Below are 20,894 nucleotides of genomic sequence, written 5' to 3'. Positions count from 1 at the left end.
TTGTGCATGGGCAGATCCACAGAAACATTTAGTAAAAAAGAACGAGAAAAGAAAAAATCGATCAAATTAAAAGACAAAAAAGAGAAGGCAGAAGACCGGAAAGCGAGTGCTGTTAAAGGTAAATCGCTCGACGATATGATGGCTTACATCGATGAGAACGGTAATATTACCTCAACACCACCAGATCCGACCAAGCGCCGGAAGATAGTTACCGAGGATATTCAGATCAGCGTTCCAAAACAGGCAGAACTAACCGAGCAGGATAAACTGCGGACGGGAACAGTAACCATGTTCAACAGCGCCAAAGGCTTTGGCTTTATTCGTGACCACGTTACACAGGAGAGCATTTTTGTTCATGTGAACGGCTTAACAGAAGAAGTACGGGAGAATGATAAAGTAACATTCGAAACAGAGCAGGGCCAAAAAGGGTTGAACGCTGTTAAGGTGAAGATCGTGCCAAAATAATAATGAAGATTTTCCTTATCTAAATTACGCTCACCAGAAAAATCATTGACGTGAATCTGTTTGATTCACGTCAATGATTTTTCTGCGGATGGGGCGTCGATAAAATAAATAAATTCTAAGGGTTTAGGAGATCTGCTGGGCTACTTTCGAAAGTAAATACTCTAACTCAAAGGGTTTAGCAACAAAGTCATCTGGTGCTCCCTGCATATGCAAGGAATTCGAAAGGTTATGCGATCCCGAAATGAGGATGACAGGTAGGGTAGCTGTTAATTGATTTGCCTTAATACTTTTGCATATAGCCCGGCCATCCATGTCGGCAAGCATCACATCCATTAAAATCAGGTTTGGCTCAAAATCTTTGATATCGTCGAAAATGGTTTTACCATGTGCCAGGGTTCGGGTTTCGTATCCGGTGTCTGACAGTATTAACGATAAAATTTCGAGGATATCCGGGTCATCATCTACGATCAGTATTTTTTTGCTCATTTTTTCATCCTGTTATAACATTCGTTTATTGCAAGTTCTCATACCGCGGGGATGGTAAACCTCACGGTAGTACCAGCACCTATATTACTCTCCACATCAATTTGCCCGCCATGCTGGCTTACAAAATCACTAACCAAAAACAGGCCGAGGCCACTGCCTTGTTCGTTATTGGTGCCCGATAAGGACTTTTGGTCGGGGTTTTTAAAAAGCCGCTCCTTAATATCTGCGTTCATTCCGATGCCCGAATCTTCAACAAAAATGCACGCCATCTGCTCGTTCCGCTTAGCATTTACAATTACTGAGCCACCATCCGGAGTGTACTTTATAGCATTGGTTACCAGGTTTTGAACAATGGACCGCAGCATGAGGGCGTCCGCCATTACCTCCATATCTTTAGGCGTATGGTTTTGCAGCGTGATCTTCTTTTGCTGGGCATTAGGCCTAAGCAGGTCCAGCGATTCTTCGATGCCGCTTGCAAGCCGTATTCTTTCGGGATAAAAGCTGGTTTTCTGGCTTTGCTTTTTGGCCCACTCTATTACCTCATTAAGCTGATTGAGGAGCTTATTAGAGGTGCGGAAAATGATCTGCGATAACTGTTTAACTTGTTGCTGATTCAGGCTTTCCTGATTGGTATTTAATTTTTCTGCGGATACCATTAACGCGGTTAAAGGGTTACGCAAATCGTGCGACATTACCGAGAGGAATTTATCTTTGGAGAGATTGAGCGCCTGCAGATCCCTGTTCATGCTCTCGAGAGCCAGAGTGCGTTCCATCACGCGTTGCTCCAGCTCGTGGTTCAATTGCACCAGGTCGCTGTTTATCAGTTGTAGTTTTTCTTCCTGTTTTCTTAACAGCTGATTCTTTTTATAAAGTTCGGCAAACACCGCAACTTTCGACCGAAGTATCTCGGGGTTAAAAGGCTTCCTGATAAAATCTACTGCGCCTGCCTTGTAGCCTTTAAACATAGCGGCCTCCTCATAATCATGCGCAGTAATAAAAATGATTGGTATCTGCTTTAATTTATCCCGTTGATAAATCAGTTCGGCAGTTTCGTAGCCATCCATTATTGGCATTTTTACGTCAAGCAGTATTAGCGAAAAATCGTCTTCGTGCAGCAATATGCGGAGTGCTTCGCGGCCCGAATTTGCCCTGAAAAAGGTATAATTTACCTTCTCCAGTGCTACTTCCATCGATAACAGGTTGTTCTCGTTATCGTCTACCAATAATATTTTTACAGGCATCAGTTATGTTTTTTATTTGATCAACCATACGCGCATCAACGATAAAAGTTGGTCGGTTTTAACGGGTTTGGTTATATAATCCGATGCGCCGGAAGCAATACACTTCTGCCGGTCGCCTATCATTGCTTTTGCTGTTACGGCAATAATTGGCAGGCTTTTGTTTCGCGGTTCCTTCCGTATCATTTGTATCGTTTCATAACCGTCCATTTCCGGCATCATAATATCCATCAGCACAATGTCGATGCTTTTGTCCTTATTTAGTATTTCGAGCGCTTCGCGCCCGCTCTCTGCGGTTATCACGTCGATCTTCGATCTTTCGAACACCGCAGTTAGTGCAAACAGGTTACGCACATCATCATCTACAACCAAAACTTTTTTCGAATCAAGTACATCGGTGGTTACCCGGATGTCGCTGATCATTTTTAGTTTGCTTTCGCTGATGTATTTTTTATCAATATGCAGCAGCACCAATATCTCTTCGAGCAGGTAAACATGCGATGAAGGCGTTTTAGTAATTATTTTATGGTTTAACCGCTTAAGCTTAATTAACTCTTCCTGCGTAAAATCACGCGCCGAATGAAGGATGATGGTAGTTCCCTGCTGTTTGATCAGGTCTATTTTGTTCAGGAAATCGATACCGTTTGCGTCGGGTAATACAAAATCCAGTATAATGCAATCAAATAGTTCTTTTTTTAGTATCGCAAGCCCTTTTTTAGCGGTTGTGGCGCCAGAGATTTCAATCTGATTGTTTACCAAAAGCTCAGAGATCCGCTGCAATTCGTTCTCATTATCTTCGATGATCAATACCCGTTTTTTGGTATGCGCATTAAAGTTTACAATACCGGTAATTAATTCATGCAGCGAAGTGTTGGATAAAGGTTTCAAGCTAAACGATTTGGCACCATTCTTCAAGGCCAGCACTTTATTATCCTCGCCGGATATCACGTGTACCGGGATATGCCTCAGGTTGATATCGGTTTTCAGCAGTTTAAGTATTTTCCAACCGTTAGATTCGGGCATATTTACATCCAGCGTTATCGCGATAGGGTTGTATTTGATGATGCTGTCAAAGATCTCGAGGTAGCTGATGGCCACTACAACCTTCATATTCAGATCATGCGCTTTATCTATCAGGATCTTGGTGAAACGCAGGTCATCCTCAATTACCAGCAATACTTTATCTTCGGCTACTATGTTATGGCGGTCATCGTCCATTATCATTTCAGCAGTATCTATCATGCTGGTACGGAGGTGGGCAACCGGTTGAATTTCTTTTACCCTCACCGGTACCGATTTCTCCTCCCGATATTTTAACGGCAGGTACAGCGTAAATACGCTGCCTTTACCTAATTCGCTGCCTACGGTAATGGTGCCTCCAAGCAGTTCGGCAAAGCCTTTGCTGATGGACAGCCCCAGGCCTGTACCACCGTATTTCCGGCTGGTAGAACCTTCGGCCTGCTGGAAAGCCTCGAATATGATGCCCTGTGTGTTTTTAGAAATACCGATACCCGAGTCTTCGATAGAAAACGCGATGACGGCGTCGGGCCCGATCAAAGGGTTTTCCTGGCCGCGGCCAGGCCTGAACACGTGTAGTTTAACACGGCCTTTTTCGGTGAATTTAAACGCATTGGATAGCAGGTTTTTTAAGATCTGGTTGAGGCGCTGCATATCTGTTTCCATCAACTCCGGGAGGCCGTCTTCCAGTTCTATCTCAAATTTCAGGTTCTTGGCCTCTGAGATCGGTTTAAATGTCGACTCGGCAAAGGCAGCTATCTCTTTAAAGCTCACCGGCATCACATCCGCCGCGATAACGCCCGATTCGATCTTCGAAAGATCGAGGATATCATTGATCAGCTGGATAAGGTCATCCCCGCAGGAGTGGATGGTTTTGGCAAACATTCGCTGTTTTTCGGTCAGGTTGCCTTCGGGGTTTTCAAATAACTGCTGTGCAAGTATCAATAAGCTGTTAAGCGGCGTGCGCAACTCGTGCGACATGTTGGCCAAAAACTCAGATTTATATTTGGATGTTAAGGTTAACTGCTCGGCCTTTTCTTCCAGCGAACGGCCTTTGTCGTGCAGCTCATCATTCGCACGCCTTAATTCTTCCTGCTGGGCAGAAAGCTCACCGGCTAACGATTGCGATTGCGATAACAGCTCTTCCGTACGGGTGTTGGTTTCTATATTGTTTAACACGATACCGATACTTTCTGTCAGCTGATCCAGGAAATCGATGTGGGTGTCGCTGAAATTCTCAAATGACGCGAGCTCGATAACGGCTTTTACATTATTTTCGAATAGTACCGGCAGGATAACCAAGTCGATAGGGGGGGCGTTACCAATGCCCGAACTGATCTGTAAGTATTCATTGGGTACATTGGCTAAGCGTATGCGCTCTTTATCAGTGGCACATTGCCCAACCAGCCCTTCGCTCAGCGAAAATTCCTGATCGATCAGTTTTCGGCTTTTTTGCGCATAACCGGCAAATAACCTCAGTTTTGGCTCATCTGAAGATTCGGGCTGCTCTAAAATATAGAATGCGCCATACCGTGCGTTCACCAGTTCGGCCAGTTCTGAAAGTACTTTATTGGCTACCGCGTTCCTGTCGCGCTGGCCCTGCAGCATCTGTGCAAACTTGGCAAGGTTGGATTTTAGCCAATCCTGCTCGTGGTTGCGCAGGGTTGTGCCTTTAAGGTTGGCGATCATCTGGTTAATGGTATCCTTCAAAGCTTCCAGCTCACCTTTTGCCTCCACGCGGATGGTACGGGTAAGGTCGCCCTTGGTTACCGCAGATGCCACTTCGGATATCGAGCGTACCTGCGTGGTAAGGTTTTGCGCCAGCTGGTTTACGTTTTCTGTTAAGTCCTTCCAGGTGCCTGATGCGCCCGGCACACTGGCCTGGCCGCCCAGGCGCCCCTGCACACCTACCTCACGTGCTACGGTAGTTACCTCATCGGCAAACACAGCGAGTGTATCGATCATTTCGTTAATGGTATCCGTCAACTGCGCCACTTCGCCCAGCGCGTTGATGGAAAGCCGCTGCTTTAAGTTACCCTTTGCAATACCGGTAGCCACCTTTGCAATACCGCGTATCTGCCCGGTTAAGTTGGATGCCATCTGGTTTACCGAGTCGGTGAGATCCTTCCAGGTACCACCCACGCCTTTTACGTGTGCCTGGCCCCCAAGCTTACCCTCGGTACCCACCTCGCGTGCCACACGCGTTACTTCGGATGCGAAGGAGTTAAGCTGATCCACCATTGTATTTATGGTGTTCTTCAGGTCCATTATCTCTCCCTTTACGTCGATGATAACCGTTTTAGAAAGGTCACCACTGGCCACCGCTTTGGTTACCTCGGCAATGTTACGTACCTGCGATGTTAGGTTACTCGACATCTGGTTCACCGAGTCGGTCAAATCTTTCCAGGTACCCGCAACACCCGGCACAAAGGCCTGGCCCCCAAGGTTACCATCGGTACCTACCTCGCGGGCAACACGCGTTACCTCTGATGCGAAACCACGCAGCTGATCCACCATGGTATTGATGGTTTCTTTCAGTTGCAGGATCTCCCCGCGTACATCAACCGTGATCTTTTTAGATAAATCACCATTTGCGATGGCGATGGACACATCGGCAATGTTTCGCAATTGCGCCGTTAAGTTACCGGCCATTTTATTTACCGAGTCGGTTAAATCCTTCCATGTTCCATCCACACCGGGCACATTAGCCTGCCCGCCAAGTTGCCCTTCCGAGCCCACCTCGCGCGCCACACGGGTTACCTCTGATGCGAAACCACGCAGCTGATCCACCATGGTATTGATGGTGTCTTTTAGCTCCAGCAGCTCACCCTTGGCATTTACCGTTATCTTTCGGGACAAGTCGCCCTTGGCCACGGCTGTCGTTACCTCGGCTATGTTACGCACCTGGGATGTAAGGTTATCCGCCATTTTATTTACCGAATCGGTTAAGTCCTTCCAGGTACCACCAACGCCCGGCACATTGGCCTGGCCGCCCAGCTGCCCTTCGGAACCTACCTCGCGCGCTACACGCGTTACTTCCGAGCCAAAGGAGTTCAACTGATCTACCATGGTATTGATGGTGATCTTCAGCTCCAGCATTTCGCCCTGTACGTCAACCGTTATCTTTTTAGAAAGGTCTCCCTTTGCCACGGCCGTGGTTACCTCGGCAATGTTACGCACCTGGCCGGTTAAGTTACCCGCCATCTGGTTTACAGAATCTGTCAAATCTTTCCATGTACCACCTACACCAGGCACATTCGCCTGGCCGCCTAACTGGCCCTCAGAGCCTACCTCTCGCGCCACGCGGGTTACTTCTGATGAGAAGGAGTTTAACTGATCCACCATCGTATTGATAGTGTTTTTTAACTCCAACAGCTCGCCTTTGGCATCCACCGTAATTTTCCGCGAAAGGTCGCCCTTTGCAACGGCGGTGGTTACACCAGCTATATTACGCACCTGGTCGGTAAGGTTACTACCCATCTGGTTTACCGAGTCGGTAAGGTCCTTCCATACACCGCCTACGCCTTTTACACGCGCCTGGCCGCCCAGTTTTCCCTCGGTACCTACTTCCAGTGCCACACGCGTTACTTCAGATGCGAAGGAGTTCAGCTGATCCACCATCGTGTTAATGGTTTTCTTTAGTTCCAGCATTTCCCCTTTTACGTCAACCGTAATCTTCTTGGAAAGGTCACCATTTGCAACGGCGGTGGTTACACCCGCTATATTTCGCACTTGCGAGGTAAGGTTCCCCGCCATACGGTTCACCGAGTCAGTTAAGTCTTTCCAGGTACCTGCAACACCGGGCACTTTGGCCTGGCCGCCAAGCTTACCCTCGGTACCTACCTCAAGCGCCACGCGGGTTACCTCGGAGGAGAAGGAGTTGAGCTGATCTACCATCGTATTAATGGTATTTTTTAATTCTAATATCTCGCCCTTGGCTTCTACGGTGATCTTTCGCGAAAGATCGCCTTTGGCTACGGCTGTTGTTACCGCTGCCACGTTACGCACCTGGGCGGTAAGGTTACCCGCCATTTGGTTTACCGAATCTGTTAATTCGGCCCATACGCCGGCAACGCCTTTAATTTTTGCCTGTTCGCCCAGTTTACCTTCCGAGCCCACCTGCCTTGCCACCCGCGTTACCTCCATCGAAAAGAGCTGTAATTTGGAGAGCATTTGATTGGATTCTTTGGCGATGCGCAAAAATTCACCCTTTAAAGGATGCCCTTTTATTTCTAAGGGGATATGTTTGGAAAGGTCGCCGTTGGCTACGGAGTTGATCATGCCTGCTATCTCCAACGTGGGCGACGTAAGGTCTTCAATAAGGTTATTCAGCGAGGCTACGCCGCTTGCCCACTCGCCTTTGGCATCGGGTAGTTCAATTCGTTTTGATAAATTTCCTTTTTTACCGATGGTTATCTCGGCAGAGGAAATCTCGGCTACAAGCCGTTCATTCATTTCAATAATATCGTTGAGCACTTCGCATATCCGCCCGTTTATCCCGGCCTGGGTAACCGGCATTCGTACGTTCAGTTTTCCGTTTTTGACGAGGGAGAGAACACTTAAAAGTTCCTTTACGTCGAGATGGTCGTCGGTGCCATTAACAACAGGGGCTTTTTTTTGCTTGGGTTCAAGTAAAGCTGGTTCCATATAATTTATTGTAATAGGTTGATAAGCAGGTAGCAAGCTTTTAACGCCTTGCAACACCAAAAATGTATTAATTACCTTTTTTGGTAACTAAGTTAAATACTTTAAACGGTTTTTGGTGAAATACGACTACAAGAACAATAGTGTAACGCTGTTGTTTTAAAAAATTTATTTTTTTTAATAAATCGATAAACCGTCAGCATTTTACGACGGCCCAATAAACAATATTTAAAAAGTATTGTAAAAGCTAAATTTTAAGTGCTATTTTGACAATAATTATAAGGTGCTTCCGGCTTTTAATTATTCTTCCTTATTGTAGAATAAAAGCCACCTTTTACGAAGCACCAACCTGAGATTTGTTTATTAATTAAGTGATTGCGTTGCCGGATGTAATGAAACATATTGCCGATCTGCCTGTAATGAAGAAACTTTGCCTGCCCGCTTTCTTTTTGTTTGCTGCACTGCTGGGGTACGGGCAGGCACCTGTTAAAAATAAGGTGCTTAAATATGCGCTTAAGGATGGCCTTTCTTTTGGGATAGTAAACAGCATCACCCAGGATGCAGATGGTTTTATGTGGTTTGCCACCAGCGATGGTTTAAACCGTTTTGACGGATCGACATTTAAGGTTTTCAAAACAAAACCCGGCGATTCCACCGGGTTATCAAGCAATTTCGTGCAAAAGATCTTTTCAGATCGTGTCGGTAATGTATGGGTTTCATCCAGGGATGGTTTAAGTAAGCTGGATACCAGGAGCGAGAAATTTACGCATTACAATCTCCGCAATCACAATGTCGTAAAAAATGACGTAGATAATATTGCACAAGCAGGGAATGGCAACCTTTGGATAGCTTCTTATGGTTCGGGTTTTTCGTACTTCAAAACTAACAGCGGCGATTTTATCAGTTACGACAGGAGCAATTTGCCCCAATTAACCAGCGACCGGATAGTCTCTATATTTGAAGATTCTGAAGGTTTGCTATGGCTGGGCACGCAGGATGGCGGCATTAATGTTTTTTATCAAAAAAATGGGAAGGTTACGGGCAAAGCAGCCAATTCGGTAAAATTTGACGGTAAACCAGCGGAAAGAATTAATGAGATATTTGAAGATCATTTGCATAATATTTGGATAGCTACAAGCTCCGGGCTACTTTATTATGATCGTAACAGCGACCACTTCACCCAGTTTCACACACGGCAGCAGGCAATAAAAAGCGACACTTACATTGCGCTTAACGAAGACAAGGAAGGTAACTTGCTTGTAGGTCTGCAGGATGGCGGCTTATATAAACTTCCATTAAAAACCTTTACAGCAAACGCTGCTGATTTTAAGCTGACGCCCGTTGTAGGCGATGATGGTTATAATATGACGCAGCGCTCTGTGCAAAATATTTACCTCGATCGTCATCAGAATATATGGCTGGGCACTTATGGCGAAGGCGTTTACATGGTAAGTAGCATTAACGAAAAATTTACCAGGGTGCAAAAGGTACATGAAGACGCATCAGGTAAAAGTTTGGTTAGGTTTTATGGTATGTGCCAGGATAGTAATGGCATGTTGTGGTTTGGCACAGATGGCGACGGAATATATAAAACCCGGCCCGATGGCAGCATAGTAAAACGCTATTACGCCGATGGACGGCCCGGCAGTTTAACAGATAATGCCATTTTAACAGGCTACCGCGATAGGGACGGTAATTTGTGGTTTGGCACTTACGCCAAAGGGTTGTTCAGATATAACGCCAATACCGATTCATTTACAAATTACAGCCATAAATCTAACGATGCCAAATCGCTTGGCGCTAACGATGTTAGGGTAATTTACCAGGATCGCAAAAAAAACTTATGGGTAGGCTCTAACGGTGGCGGGCTTAGCCTTTTTGATGCGGCAACGGGTACCTTTACTAATTATACCAGGGGAAACAGCACGCTTAGCTCTTATGATGTAAGAGCGATAATTGAAGATGATAAAGGTAACCTGCTGGTAGGCACTTACGGCGGAAGCCTGGATTACATGGACCTTAAGACAAAGAAATTCACTGGTTTTTTTACCGTAGCCGAAGAGAAGCGTTACATGCCAAGCCAGGTGATATTTGCTTTGCATTTAAACCAGAACAAGCTATGGGTAGGCACAGAGGGTGATGGCTTAGTGGTTTATGATAGCGGTAAACATACCTTTCAGTGTTTTAACGAGAAAAACCAGCTGGCGAACAATACAGTTTACGCCATACAACAGGCAGCAAATCAATCGGTTTGGGTAAGTACTAATAAAGGATTGTCGAATATAGATCTGGACAGAAATTCGGTAAAGAATTTCGATCAATCCAACGGATTGCAGGGCGGGCAGTTTAACGTTGGATCGGTTATTTACGATAAGCAAAACCGCGCGATGTATTTTGGCGGCACCGAAGGGCTTAATATTTTTGATCCAGAGGCGGTTAACAAAAGTTATTTTAAACCCAAAGTGGTTATTACCAGCCTGCAGATTTTTGGTAACCAGCAGGAGGAACAGGATCAGCAGGGGAATGGAATTGCATTATCAAAAGCCATCAACGAAACCCGGCAGCTGGTTTTACAGCCAGATCAATCGGTGTTCTCTATTCAGTATACATCGCTAAATTATGCTTACCCGCAAAAAGGGGAGTTTGCTTACAAGCTTGAAGGGCTGGATAAAACATGGAACTTTGTAGGTAATCAGCACTCGGCCATATACCGGTATTTACCACCCGGCAATTACACCTTTAAAGTAAAATGCTCTAACCAGGATGGCGTATGGTTTAATGATTACGCTACTTTACAAATAAGAATACTGCCACCATGGTACAAAACCTGGTGGGCTTATTTAAGCTATGCTTTAGCGTTAGGTCTCGTTATTTACTACTACTTGCAATACCGTGCAAACCAGGCACATTTAAAGTACGAAATTAAGCTTGCCCAGCTTTCGGCCGAGAAGGATAAAGAGCTAAACGAACGTAAGCTTTCGTTTTTTACCAATATATCTCATGAGTTCCGCACGCCTTTAACACTTATCATCAATCCTATTAAAGAATTGCTTTATCACGAACGCGAGGTTGATACCAGCAGCCTGAATATTGTGTACCGCAACGCCAAGCGCTTGCTGAGTTTGGTTGATCAATTACTGTTGTTTCGCAAGGCCGATTCGGATGCGGGTACTTTAACCATTTACAGGCTTAATATTGTGGAGTTGTGTAAAGAGGTTTTTTTATGCTTTACCCACCAGGCGAAGGCAAAAGGGCTCAATTTTGAATTTATTTGTGCCGATCAGCACATCGAATTATTCGCCGATAGGGAAAAGATAGAGATAGCACTGTTTAACCTCTTATCAAACGCTATGAAATTTACACCTGCCGGCGGTAACGTTACGGTAGTGCTAATGCAGGAGGAACACCAGGTAAACATCGAGGTCATCGATACAGGGTACGGCATCAACAAAGACACAGAGGAGAAACTTTATTCTAAGTTTTACCAACAGGAAAGCGGTAAAGGCCCCTCTGTGGGCGGGTTTGGCATCGGCTTATTCCTGGTGAAAAAGTTTATAGAAGGCCATTCGGGAACCATTCGCCACGAAAATAATAATGGTGGCGGCACAAAGTTCATCATATCATTAATGAAAGGGAGCGATCACCTGAGTAACCAGGTGATCTACCAGGACAGCGAGACCACCTCTGTGCTGCTGCAGGAACTTGTGGCTACCGAGATGGTAGAAAGCGCGGTGGAGGAAGTGAATTTGCTTGCAGAGGATCCGGATGTGGGCGCCGAAATGAAATCGATCCTCGTTATAGATGATAATGACGACATCAGGGAGTACCTTAAATTGCTTTTCAAAAACGATTATAAGGTTCACTCGGCTATTAATGGCAGGGAGGGGTTAAGCATTATTAAAGATGTGCTGCCTGATATCGTGATCAGTGATGTAATGATGGAGCAGATGACGGGTATCGAGCTTTGTACAGCCATAAGGGAAGATATGAGCATCAGCCATATACCGGTGATATTGCTCACCTCCAGTGCATCGCCCGAAATTAAACTGAAAGGGATAGAAGGGGGCGCGGACGATTACATTAGCAAGCCTTTTGATAAGGAACTATTAAAAGCCCGTGTAGCCGGCATTCTCCGTAACAAAAATAACCTGCAAAAGTATTTTTATAATGAGATCACGCTGAATGCCACCAATCAGAAGATCCCGGCCGAGTATAAAACCTTCCTGGATAATTGTATAAAAGTGGTGGAGAAACACCTGATGGATCCCGACTTTAACATTCAAACCCTGGCTGGGGAACTGGGTATCTCGCATTCGTCGCTTTATAAAAAGATCAAATTCATATCGGGACAATCGGCTAACGGGTTTATCAGGTTCATCAGGCTGCGTAAGGCGGCAGAAATACTCATCAATAGCAGGCATAATATTTTTGAAACATCTTTCCTGGTGGGTATCAACGATATTAAATATTTTAGAGAGCAGTTTAAAAAAGTGTTTGGTATCAACCCTTCTCAGTACATGAAAAAGTACCGTAAAAACCTGACTGAGGACCTGGTGACCAATGAATTTGTAGGCAGAACGGGCAATTGATCGCAACAATAACCAGCATGGTAAATAAACGGGTGTTACCATATTAACCCCCAAATTATCACAATTTACCCCTGTACTTAAATGGTGCTTTGGGCTATCTTGCCTGCCAATTATAACCAATAATTATTTAACCGGCTGTTAACAGCCGGTGGACCCTAATTTATGAAGCTGCAACCCCGGAGACCTGTTTCCCAACCAACAAGCATTACTTGCGCGGGCCTATTGTTTTATATGCTTTTTGTTATGGCATGTAAAAGTGGCCCGATAAGTTCTTCAGACGACAGCGGCAATTCTGCATCTCTTTTTAAGGAATTAGATACCGCGCAAACCCATGTTGGCTTCATCAACCAGCTTACCGAAGGCTTAAATACCAACGTACTGGTATACGAGTATTTTTATAACGGGGGAGGCGTGGCCGTTGGCGATTTTAATAGCGATGGCCTGCAGGATCTTTATTTCACCGGTAACATGGTTGATAATAAAATGTACCTCAATAAAGGCAAAATGGCATTTGAGGATATTACAGCCCCCGCCAATGTTGCCGGCCGGCCCGGCCCCTGGAAAACAAGTGCCACTGTAGCCGATGTAAACGGAGACGGCCTTCCGGATCTGTACCTATGCTACTCCGGTAAATTGCGCCCCGAAAAACGCGTAAATCAGTTATTGATAAACCAGGGCAACAACCCACAGGGCATCCCCCAGTTTAAAGATCAGACTATCGATTACGGTCTTAACTTTCCCTCTTACAGCACTCAGGGTTATTTTTTTGATTACGATAATGATGGTGATTTGGATTTGCTGCTGGTTAATCACAGTCCCGAAAGATTGAATAACATCGACGTATATGCTCTTAAAGACCTGGTGAAAACAAAGGATGCAGAGCGGGGGGCGAGGCTGTTAAGAAATGATGATGGCAAGTTTGAAGATGTTACTACTAATTCGGGGATAGAAAATGGTACGGTATCCTATGGGCTGGCCGCTGGTATTGCCGATATTAATGGTGATGGCTGGCCGGATATTTACATGGATAATGATTACAGCGTCCCCGATAAACTATATATCAATAACAAAAACGGAACCTTTACCGATCATTTAAAACAAACGGTTGGCCACACCTCGTTTTACTCGATGGGCAATGAGATAAGCGATATTAATAATGACGGGTACCCCGATATTTATACGCTTGATATGCTGCCCGAAGATAATCGTCGCCAGAAGCTATTGATGGGTACCGACAATTACGAATATTTTAACATGAATGTAAAGGCCGGGTTTTATTACCAGTACATGCGTAATATGCTGCACCTCAATAATGGTAACGGCACCTTCAGCGAGATAGGGCAACAGGCAGGTATCTCTAATACCGATTGGAGCTGGGCACCTTTGTTTGCCGATTATGATAACGATGGATGGAAAGATCTTTTTGTATCAAATGGTTTTTTGCGCGATTACACTAATATGGATTTCCTGAAATACATGGGTGATAACCTGAAAGACCGCAGCGTTATGCGGGAGGATCTGCTGAATCTGGTAAAGAACATGCCGGCCTCCAGTGTAAAAAATTACCTGTTTAAAAATAAGGGCGGTTTTATCTTCGAGGATGTATCGGCCAGGTGGGGAATTACTCAGCCATCAAATAGCAATGGAAGCGCTTACGCGGATCTGGATAACGACGGCGACCTGGACCTGGTAACCAATAATGTTAATCAGCCGGCCTCCATATTGCAGAATAATTCGGAGGTACTAACCGGCAACGCTTACCTTGATATCAAGTTGAAAGGCGCCGGTAAAAATACCGATGGGATAGGGGCAACGGTTACCGCCGTTATTGGTGACAAGCAGCAAACTATTCAGCAAATGCCGGCGCGCGGGTATCAATCAACAGTAACTACGCTGATCCATTTTGGCTTTGGTAAAAATAAAACGGTTGATGCAATAAAGGTGCGATGGCCATCCGGCAAAATACAAACGATAGCAAAGCCGGCGCTTAACCATATTCTTACCGTATCAGAAAAAGACGCGGCAGGCGTGGATATCGCGACGCCGCAGCCAAAGACTATTTTTTCTGAAATTACCAGTCCGGTTAAATTTACCGCGTCGGCAACGGGCATTAACGATTTTAAGCGACAGCCGCTTTTAGTTAACCCGATTTCGTTTTCGGGGCCGCATGTTGCAAAAGGAGATGTTAATGGCGATGGTCTTGAAGATATTTTTATCGGTGGCGGCAGCGGGCAACCCTCTGTCCTTTTCATCCAGAATGCTGCGGGTGGCTTTGTTAAGAAAATACTTCCTGTGTTTAATGGTGATAAAACCAAGAGCGAGATCATCCCCGTTTTTCTCGATGCGAATAAGGATGGGCATCCCGATCTGTTTTGCGCTTCAGCCGGCTACCACGACCTGCAACCCGGCGACCAAACACTGGGCGATGACTTGTATTTGAACGACGGTAAAGGAAATTTCACTAAAGCTATAAACGCGGTTCCCGCACTTTACACCAGCAAAAGCTGTGCAAAGGCTGCCGACGTAAATGGCGATGGCTTCCCTGATCTTTTCCTGGGCGGCAGGGTTATCCCCGGGCGTTACCCCGAGGCGCCTCAAAGTTATTTGTTGATAAACGATGGTAAAGGGCATTTTAAAGATGCAACCACACAATACCTGCCGCAGCTTACAAAACTGGGCATGGTTACCGATGTTGCCTGGGTAGATATGAATGGCGATAGCCGGCCCGACCTGGTTTTGGTTGGCGAATGGCTGCCGGTGACCATTTTTATTAATATGAATGGAAAGTTTGAGGATCAAACCGCTAAATACCTACCCAAAAAATATTCAGGCTGGTGGAACTGCATCACGATAGGCGATTTTAACAAAGATGGCCATCCCGATTTGGCATTGGGTAACCAGGGCACAAACTCGCAGTGTAAAGTAAGTGATGCGGAGCCCGCGGAAATGTATTTTAAAGATTTTGATAAGAACGGAGCTATTGACCCCATTTTATGTTTTTACATCAATCACCAAAGTTACCCGTATGTTACCCGCGACGAACTATTGGAGCAGGTGAGCATGATGCGGTCGCGCTTTACTGATTATAAATCGTACGCCGATGCTACCCTTAACGATATTTTTTCTACCGCCGAATTGCAGGGTGCAGGCCATCTTACCGCCAACACCTTAGCTACTACGATGTTTTTGAGCGATAGATCGGGCAAACTGCACGAGGCGAAATTACCTGCGGAAGTCCAGTTTTCGCCGGTGTTTGCTATTACCCCCTTGGATTACGACAAGGACGGTATAACCGACCTGCTATTCTGCGGTAACATTGATAACGCGAGACTTCGCTTTGGTAAAGCGGATGCTAATTTTGGTTTGCTGTTAAAAGGTGGTAAGAATGGGAGTTTCGCAACAGTTAGTCAGAAAGAATCCGGGTTTAAGGTCACAGGAGATGTCAGAAGTGTCACCACCATCGGCGATAAGATCCTGTTTGGTATTAACCAGCGGCCTATGCGGGCCTATCAATTAAACAGCCGATGAAAAACCTATACTATTCAATTGCCTTTATTTTACTGATCAGTGTTAACCTTGGATGTCGACCGGCAAAGATTACGCCGAAATTAACATCAGCGGATATTACGAAGGTTATCAACCAGATGATGGTGGAGATGATCCATGATGTAACCAATCCGCCTTTGGCAGCACGTTTTTTTGCATACACCTGTATTTCGGGCTACGAGGTTTTATCGCAGAATGATCCGAAGATGCAGCAGCTCGACACCATTTTAAATGGTTACCCGGCTATAAAAGCGCCATCGGTAACCACGGGTTTTGATACCCGGCTGAGTGCGGTATTCGCGATGGTCGCCACGGCATCAAAATTACAGCCATCGGGTGCGGCGTTGAAAGTATTTGAACAGAAGTTGATTGATTCTTGTATAAACGCGGGCTTTTCACAAGGTAAGATAGATAGTTCGCTAAAATATGGGCAGCAAATAAGCGCGCAGCTACTGGCCTACGCCAAAAGCGACGGTTACAATAAAATAAGTAATTACAAACGCTATACCCTAAAGGGAACGCCAGGCTCCTGGGACCCAACCCCGCCCGCCTATATCGCCGCTGTTGAACCTTATTTTAGGACGGTAAGGCCGCTTACGCTTAAGTCATCGGGCCAGTTTATTCCTGTGCCGCCTGTTCCATTCTCTACCGATAAAACCTCGGCCTTTTATAAGTATCTGCTGCAATGCCATAGCCTTGATGCTGATTCGTTATCTGCAGATCAAAGAACAGTTGCCGCTTTTTGGGATTGTAACCCTTTTGCCGTGCAGGATAACGGCCACATGCAGATAGGCTTGAAAAAGATCTCGCCCGGTGCGCACTGGATGGGCATAACCGGCATTGCCTGCAAAAAAGCAGGTGTAGATTTCGAAAGAGCGATGCGGGTAAACACCATGGTAGCTATCGGCCTGATGGATAGCTTTATCAGCTGCTGGAACGAAAAATATAAAACCAACCGCATCCGCCCCGAAACGGCCATCCATAAATATATGGATGCAAGGTGGCATTCGTTTTTGCAAACACCGCCCTTCCCCGAGTACCTGAGCGGGCACTCGTTTATTTCTTCAACAGCCGCTGCTATCCTCACCTCGTTTTTTGGTGATAATTTTAAGTATACCGATGATGTTGAAGTTGCCTTCGGCATTCCTCCGCGGGAGTTCAGCTCATTCAACAAGGCCGCGGTAGAAGCCGGCTATTCGAGGTTGCTGGGTGGTATCCATTTCCAGGACGGCATTAGCAATGGCAAAATGCAGGGCGAATTGGTAGGGGCCTGGGTGCTTGGTAAATTCACCGGTAAAACGCCGGTTACAAAATAAGTTAATATCGTTTAATGCTGGCATCGGCTCCTTGCCGGCAAACCCTCAACCTGCCGCATTTATTTCTCATTTTATTTGCCGTTTTTAAATAGTTGCCGTGTTTTTTTTTGAAAGCACCCGGCCGTTACAGTTTGCTATTTATCCGCAGGCGATAAAAAAAATATTTATAGTAGTTTGAAATGTAAAAAAGGCCTAAAAAGGGCGTTTTTAAGATAAAAATACGTTTTTACCCCTGTTAATTTAAGAATTAACCACCCTTTGCATAGACGCTTTTCATCGACCTTAGCTACCATAAACCAATTGTGCGCGCTTTACTTTTTGCTTAATGTGATCAATCTGCAGATTTTTTGCTCGGCTATTATTGCAGGCACGCACTAAGATCAAACCAATTATCAAACCGTTAAATTAAAAAACATGAGAAAAAATTTACTGAAGGAATTTTCACCGCATGGAGGCGTAAGAGCAGCTATCGGCTTGCTGCTCATCTCGGCAATTCCGCTTTCTTCTCCGGCTATGGCAGGCGGCAGCAGCCATAAAATTTCTGTAAAGTTTACCAAAGTTGCAGACCTGTCTGTAACTGGTGTTGTAACAGATGAGAAAGGCCTCCCGCTGGCGGGGGTAACTGTTGCAGTTAAAGGCACCACACAGGGCGTTGTTACCGATATCAACGGTAAGTTTACGCTCCTGGTAAAAGACCCAAACGGATCGCTTGTATTTTCTTTCATCGGCTACAACACACAGGAAGTTGCTATCAACGGCCGCTCAACCGTTAATGTGCAGTTAGGGGCCGATGCAAGGTCGCTCAACGAAGTTGTAGTAGTAGGTTACGGCACGCAAAAGAAAGCCACCTTAACCGGATCAATATCGCAGGTAAAGGGTGCCGACCTGGTGAAAAGCCCGCAGCCCAACCTTTCCAACTCTTTCGCCGGTCGTTTTTCTGGTGTAATTGTAAATAACCGCAGTGGCGAGCCGGGTTACGATGGCTCCGGCATCACCATAAGGGGTTTGGCAACAACCGGCAGCAACAACGTACTGGTTGTTGTAGATGGTATCCCCGGCCAGATTGGCGGCTTAGAGCGCCTTGATCCGAATGATATCGAAAGCGTATCTGTACTAAAAGATGCATCGGCGGCCATTTACGGTAACCGTGCGGCTAACGGCGTTATATTGGTAACTACCAAAAGAGGTAAAACCGGTAAACCAACCATTAGCTATTCGTTTAACCAGGGCTTTAGTTCGCCAACGCGTTTGCCTAAAATGGCCGATGCAGCAACTTATGCGCAGCTTATGAATGAGGTTGCCCTCGATGCTAACAGCGGTGGCGGCCCTAACCAGACCTATTCAGAAGCCCAGATCCAAAAATTCAGGGACGGTTCTGACCCGATCAACTTTCCTAACACCGATTGGTTGAAGACCACTTTAAAATCTCAGGCTTTGCAAAATCAGCATAGCTTATCAATAACCGGCGGCAGCGATGATGTAAAATACTTTGTTTCACTGGGTACCCTATACCAGGACGGTATTTACAAAAATGGCGCTACCAAGTATAATCAGTATAATTTCCGCTCTAACATAGATGCAAACGTTACGAGCAAATTAAAAGTAGGCTTGTCATTATCGGGCCGCGAAGAGCAGCGTAAATTCCCAATGGTAGGTGCCGGTGGTATCTTCAGGTCTATCTATCGCTCAAAACCAACCGTTGCTGCGTTCTATCCAAATGGATTTCCAACACGGGGTATCGAAGATAACAACCCTGCGGTACAGGTAACCGATATTGGCGGAACAGCACAAAACCCTTCACAAACTTTAAACGCCATTTTAAGGGGTAGTTATCTTTTACCGTTAAAGGGGCTTTCGCTCGATGGTTTTTTCTCTGTTGATAAATCCTTCAACTTTAACAAAAACTACAATACACCTTATAACTTGTACACTTACAACCAGGCAGCAGATACTTATACTGCTACAGTGGTGGGAGGTAATAACAAAAAGGCGACCTTGTTCGAGTCTCAAAACAACCAGTCGCTTATCACATCAAACATTAAATTAAATTACGCACGCCGGTTTGGTGCACATGATATTAACGCGTTTGTTGGTTACGAGCAAAGCAAAAATCATCTCGATTACTTCGACGCGACACGTTTTAACTATTTATCATCGCAATTGCCGGAACTTTCGCAAGGCGGCAGCGCGGCAACAGATTACCTGAATTCGGGTTACAGCTCAAACTACACCCGTCGCAGTATCATCAGCAGGCTTGCTTATAGTTATGATGAAAAGTACTTGTTTGAAGGCCAGTTAAGGGCAGACGGAAGCTCGATTTTCCCGGAAGGAAAACAATGGGGTTACTTCCCATCTGCTTCTGTGGGTTACCGTATCTCCAAAGAAACCTGGTTTAAAGATAACGTGAAATTTATCGACGATTTAAAGTTGAGAGCATCTTACGGTTCGTTGGGTAATGATGCCGTAAACGGGTTTCAATACTTTAACAATTATGTAATTGTTGGCAATGGCTTTGTAGCTTACGACCCAGGTCCCAACTCAAACGTTATTCAGCCAAATATTAACCTGGTAAAACTGGCTAACCCTAATATTACCTGGGAGGTTGCCCGTAAACTTGACATTGGTATTAATGCAACGTTCCTAAGGAACTTTACCCTCGAGGCTATTTACTTCCAGCAAAAACGCTCAGGTATTTTGGCTGCCCGCAATGCATCTTTACCCGCCACCTCGGGCATAGTAAACCCATACAATGCCGATCCGCTTGTGCCGTCTGAAAACATTGGTAAAGTAAACAGCACAGGTTTTGAAGCTACACTGGGATACAACAATAGCGGCCGCGATTTTACCTGGGGTATCTCTGGTAACATCACTTACGCAAAAAGCAAGATCATCTTTATAGATGAAGCATCAGGTACTTTAGATTATCAAAGCCAAACAGGCCATCCTTTGAATACGTACCTTTTGTATAACAGCATAGGTATTTTCCGCACCCAGGCAGAATTGGATGCGTATCCGCACGTTTCGGGCGCTAAAGTTGGCGACCTGAAATACGAAGATTTTAATAACGATGGTAAGATCACAGCGGATGACCGCGAACGTACCAAGTATGGCAATATCCCATTGATGACATACGGCTTTACCTTAAACGCGGCATACAAAAAATTCGATTTGCAAATGTTATTTTCAGGCCAGTCTAAAGTGAGCCAGTACGTGTTACCAGAGACAGGTACTATCGGTAACTTTTACAGCAGCTGGGCCGATAACAGGTTTAGCGCAAGCAACCCCGACGGAACTTACCCGCGTGTAACAGAGCGTGCATCAAGCGCGATAAGCGGTGGCCAGTACAACAATACCTTCTGGCTTGATAATGCATCCTTCCTGAGGTTGAAGAACGTACAGTTAGGATACAACTTTGGCTCAACGGTTCTATCTAAAATTAAATTAGCAGGCTTGCGCGTTTATGCAAGTGCATTTAACCTTTTCACGATATCAAAAGTTAAAGATTATGACCCTGAGGGTACAAGTGGCAGCGGCCAGTTTTATCCGCAGCAACGCATAATCAACATAGGCGCAAACGTGAAATTTTAATTTAA

At 45.4% G+C, this 20,894-nt stretch carries 8 protein-coding genes; 5 read left to right on the top strand and 3 right to left on the bottom strand.

Translation table 11 applies throughout. The annotated features are described in order from the left end of the window. Positions 1-6 precede the first annotated feature (6 nt). A complete protein-coding gene (locus tag IDJ77_RS01470; protein ID WP_191187148.1) occupies positions 7-465 on the top strand; it encodes a cold-shock protein in 459 nt (152 codons plus the stop codon). Between the two features lie 123 nt (positions 466-588). On the opposite strand, the gene IDJ77_RS01465 is transcribed toward IDJ77_RS01470, so the two are convergent. Genes IDJ77_RS01465 through IDJ77_RS01455 form a run of 3 tightly spaced genes read right to left on the bottom strand, consistent with a single transcriptional unit; the run spans position 589 to position 7,853 of the window. Further along, on the bottom strand, positions 589-951 hold the full coding sequence (locus IDJ77_RS01465; RefSeq protein WP_191187147.1) for a response regulator: 363 nt from the start codon (positions 949-951) through the stop codon (positions 589-591). A 38-nt stretch (positions 952-989) separates the two neighbouring features. Next, positions 990-2,192: a hybrid sensor histidine kinase/response regulator gene (locus IDJ77_RS01460; protein ID WP_191187146.1), complete on the bottom strand. Its 1,203-nt coding sequence runs from the start codon at positions 2,190-2,192 to the stop codon at positions 990-992. Positions 2,193-2,204: 12 nt separating this feature from the next. After that, positions 2,205-7,853 carry a HAMP domain-containing protein gene (locus IDJ77_RS01455; RefSeq protein WP_191187145.1) on the bottom strand — a complete coding sequence of 1,883 codons (5,649 nt, stop codon included), beginning with the start codon at positions 7,851-7,853 and terminating at the stop codon, positions 2,205-2,207. Positions 7,854-8,242: 389 nt separating this feature from the next. Between IDJ77_RS01455 and IDJ77_RS01450 the strand changes: the two genes are divergently transcribed. From IDJ77_RS01450 to IDJ77_RS01435, 4 genes are all read left to right on the top strand, one after another. Then, positions 8,243-12,439: a hybrid sensor histidine kinase/response regulator transcription factor gene (locus IDJ77_RS01450; protein ID WP_224750921.1), complete on the top strand. Its 4,197-nt coding sequence runs from the start codon at positions 8,243-8,245 to the stop codon at positions 12,437-12,439. A 243-nt stretch (positions 12,440-12,682) separates the two neighbouring features. After that, on the top strand, positions 12,683-15,967 hold the full coding sequence (locus IDJ77_RS01445; protein WP_224750920.1) for a VCBS repeat-containing protein: 3,285 nt from the start codon (positions 12,683-12,685) through the stop codon (positions 15,965-15,967). Then, on the top strand, positions 15,964-17,301 hold the full coding sequence (locus IDJ77_RS01440; RefSeq protein WP_191187143.1) for a vanadium-dependent haloperoxidase: 1,338 nt from the start codon (positions 15,964-15,966) through the stop codon (positions 17,299-17,301). The genes IDJ77_RS01445 and IDJ77_RS01440 overlap by 4 nt, the downstream gene beginning before the upstream one ends. Before the next feature lie 414 nt (positions 17,302-17,715). Then, entirely contained in the window at positions 17,716-20,889 is a 3,174-nt protein-coding gene (locus IDJ77_RS01435; protein ID WP_191187142.1) for a SusC/RagA family TonB-linked outer membrane protein, read from the top strand. Positions 20,890-20,894: the final 5 nt, after the last annotated feature.

The sequence above is a fragment of the Mucilaginibacter pankratovii genome, assembly GCF_014773265.1.
Taxonomy (GTDB): Bacteria; Bacteroidota; Bacteroidia; order Sphingobacteriales; family Sphingobacteriaceae; genus Mucilaginibacter; species Mucilaginibacter pankratovii.
This window is presented reverse-complemented; position numbering and strand designations above follow the sequence as displayed.

What these genes read in the sequence shown, in the direction of transcription:
- IDJ77_RS01470 (WP_191187148.1), top strand. Translation starts at nt 7, where the DNA reads ATGGGCAGATCCACAGAAACATTTAGTAAAAAAGAACGAGAAAAGAAA.
- IDJ77_RS01465 (WP_191187147.1), bottom strand. Translation starts at nt 951, where the DNA reads ATGAGCAAAAAAATACTGATCGTAGATGATGACCCGGATATCCTCGAA.
- IDJ77_RS01460 (WP_191187146.1), bottom strand. Translation starts at nt 2,192, where the DNA reads ATGCCTGTAAAAATATTATTGGTAGACGATAACGAGAACAACCTGTTA.
- IDJ77_RS01455 (WP_191187145.1), bottom strand. Translation starts at nt 7,853, where the DNA reads ATGGAACCAGCTTTACTTGAACCCAAGCAAAAAAAAGCCCCTGTTGTT.
- IDJ77_RS01450 (WP_224750921.1), top strand. Translation starts at nt 8,243, where the DNA reads ATGAAACATATTGCCGATCTGCCTGTAATGAAGAAACTTTGCCTGCCC.
- IDJ77_RS01445 (WP_224750920.1), top strand. Translation starts at nt 12,683, where the DNA reads ATGGCATGTAAAAGTGGCCCGATAAGTTCTTCAGACGACAGCGGCAAT.
- IDJ77_RS01440 (WP_191187143.1), top strand. Translation starts at nt 15,964, where the DNA reads ATGAAAAACCTATACTATTCAATTGCCTTTATTTTACTGATCAGTGTT.
- IDJ77_RS01435 (WP_191187142.1), top strand. Translation starts at nt 17,716, where the DNA reads ATGAGAAAAAATTTACTGAAGGAATTTTCACCGCATGGAGGCGTAAGA.